This is a genomic window from Frankia sp. CcWB2, from assembly GCF_977927585.1.
The window spans coordinates 1-2,141 of sequence record NZ_CDWRCM010000151.1 but is presented as its reverse complement, the minus strand read 5'-3'; the positions used below and the strand labels follow the sequence as shown (position 1 = coordinate 2,141).

At 66.7% G+C, this 2,141-nt stretch carries 2 protein-coding genes; one reads left to right on the top strand and one right to left on the bottom strand.

Annotation, left to right across the window (positions count from 1 at the left end):
- The first annotated feature begins 6 nt into the window (after positions 1-6).
- The gene (locus ACY45C_RS15450; protein ID WP_462188303.1) at positions 7-948 is read left to right on the top strand and encodes a beta/alpha barrel domain-containing protein; all 942 of its coding nucleotides are present in this window, start codon (positions 7-9) and stop codon (positions 946-948) included.
- A gap of 78 nt (positions 949-1,026) precedes the next feature.
- Here the strand turns inward: ACY45C_RS15450 and ACY45C_RS15445 are convergent, their stop codons facing one another.
- Positions 1,027-1,578 carry a DUF3291 domain-containing protein gene (locus ACY45C_RS15445; protein ID WP_462188297.1) on the bottom strand — a complete coding sequence of 184 codons (552 nt, stop codon included), beginning with the start codon at positions 1,576-1,578 and terminating at the stop codon, positions 1,027-1,029.
- Between the last annotated feature and the right edge of the window lie 563 nt (positions 1,579-2,141).

Genomic DNA, 2,141 nt, shown 5'->3' with positions numbered 1-2,141 from the left:
GGGGTCATGAGCGGTCTGTGCGGTGTCTCCCTGGAACATCCGATCATGAACGCGGCCGGCACCTGCAAGACCGCCGAGGATGTCGAAACGTTCGCCCGGTCGGCGGTCTCGATGATCGTCGTTGGTTCGATCACCAGAGAACCGCGGTCAGGCAACTCCGGCAACGTCTACTGGCCTGGCCGAGTCTACTCGTTGAACGCGCTCGGGCTTCCCAACCGCGGACTGGACTACTATGCCGCGCATCTGCCCGGCATGGTGCGGCGCGCTCACCTGGCGGGCAAGCCGTTGACCGTCAGCGTCGCCGGGTTCGGTGTCGACGAATACCGCGAGATCTCCGCGGTCGTGGCGCGGACGGGGGTCGATCTGATCGAACTGAACCTGGCCTGCCCGAACGTCTGGGACGGCGGAACGCAGAAGCGCATCGCCTGCTTCGATCCCGGGCACACCGCGACGATCTGCACGGCGGTGGGCGACACGCTGGTGGCGCAGGCTGGTGCCGATCCGGCCCGACGCGTCCCCTACGGAGTCAAGATCTCGCCGTTCTCCGATCCGTCGGCTCTGGCGGAGCTCGCAACGGTGATCGATGAGGTCGCCGCGCGTCCCGGTGGCCCGCGGTTCGTCACGGCGGTGAATACCTTCCCCAACGCCTTCGCCGTCGACGAGGCGCACCGACCAGTCGTCGACGTCGAGCTCGCCGGTATGAGCGGGCCGGCGCTCAAGCCCGTCGGGCTCGGTCAGGTGCGCCAGCTACGCCGCCTGCTCCCGGAGAGTGTGGACATCGTCGGGGTCGGGGGTGTGACCGACGGGCGCGACGTCGCCGACTACCTGCTGGCCGGGGCCACCGCGGTCCAGGCCGCCACCGCGTTCTGGAACCGTGCGGAGGATCCGGCCGTCTTCGGTGCCATTCTGTCCAACTGGATCGACCACACCGACCCGACCGTCCCCTGAAAAGGGTTTCACGCGTATTTTCCGTACATCTTTCCAGCATATTTTTTCACGTCCTCGGCGCGGGAGCCCATCGCCGGATCAGCCTCCGGCCGCCGCGTTTCTCGGTGCCGCTCGGCCTGGCTGCTCGGCGGTGTTCTCCGGGCCGCTTCCCGGGACCAGGGAGATCCGCCGGTCCGGCGGTGGAAACGTCAGCCGGAACGTGAAGGCGGTGGCGGTCGGACCGTGGGCCCGCAGGTGACGAACCCGGTCCTCGGCCTCGTCCGTCCCCGGCCGATGCCCGGCGGGTACCCACCACAGGGCGTTGGTCGTCCGCTGGGTGGGATGAAACCACTCGCGCCGACGGCGTAGGAACGCCCCGTGGCCGCTACGGAAGACGAAGTTGGCCAGCGCCTCCACCGACTCCCAGACGGTCAGGTTCACGATGATCGCATGGTCGCCGTCGCCCTCCCACACGAACGTGCGTACGACGGTGTCGCCATCCTCGGCCCGCAGGCGCCAGACGAAGCCAGGCTGCCCGTCGCCGAGCGTGTTGGTGGGAGTGAGACCGGCGACGAAGTCGGTCAGCGCGGAGGAGCCGGGCGGCGCGAGCAGTCGGGCGATGTTCACCTGGGCCAGATGGTAACCCGTCATGAAGGCAGCCTAGGGAGGTTGTCGCGCCGCCGCCAGGAATATCGGTCAATTACCGATCGATCATGATCGGCGAGTTGGCGGGTGCAATTTCTACCAGTTTTTCGATGCCGCTCGGAACAGCCGGCGAACAGTAACCCCGCCACGAACGGGCCGGCCGATGCCGATGCCTGCCGATCGGCGCCCCATCGTGGGGCTGTCAGGTGATCCGTCAGGTGGTGTCGCCGCCGAGGGCTCCGCTGGAGCCACCCGGATGGACTCACCCGAGTCGATCATGCGCGCCTCCCACCTATTGGCAACATCGAAGCTACTCTCCGTAGTCGGAGGTGCCGGGAGGGGAAGATCCCAAGATCCCGGGGCGGGCTGTGTCATTTGCGTGGAAGCGTGTTTCTCCGCGGAAATCAGCCTGAGTGCGGATCGCTCGAGTTCGGTCGGTGATCCGATTTCGGTCCTCGCTGACCGAAATGGCCTCCACTGCCGACAGCATTTGGTCATTTTCCGCTAGCAATGGGGGAGTCATGGGAAGTTCCGCAAGGAGAAAAGCCGCAGTTGTCGCTCTGTCCACG

Bases quoted from the DNA above. Each gene is read 5' to 3' on its own strand.
- ACY45C_RS15450 (WP_462188303.1), top strand. From the start codon at position 7: ATGAGCGGTCTGTGCGGTGTCTCCCTGGAACATCCGATCATGAACGCG.
- ACY45C_RS15445 (WP_462188297.1), bottom strand. From the start codon at position 1,578: ATGACGGGTTACCATCTGGCCCAGGTGAACATCGCCCGACTGCTCGCG.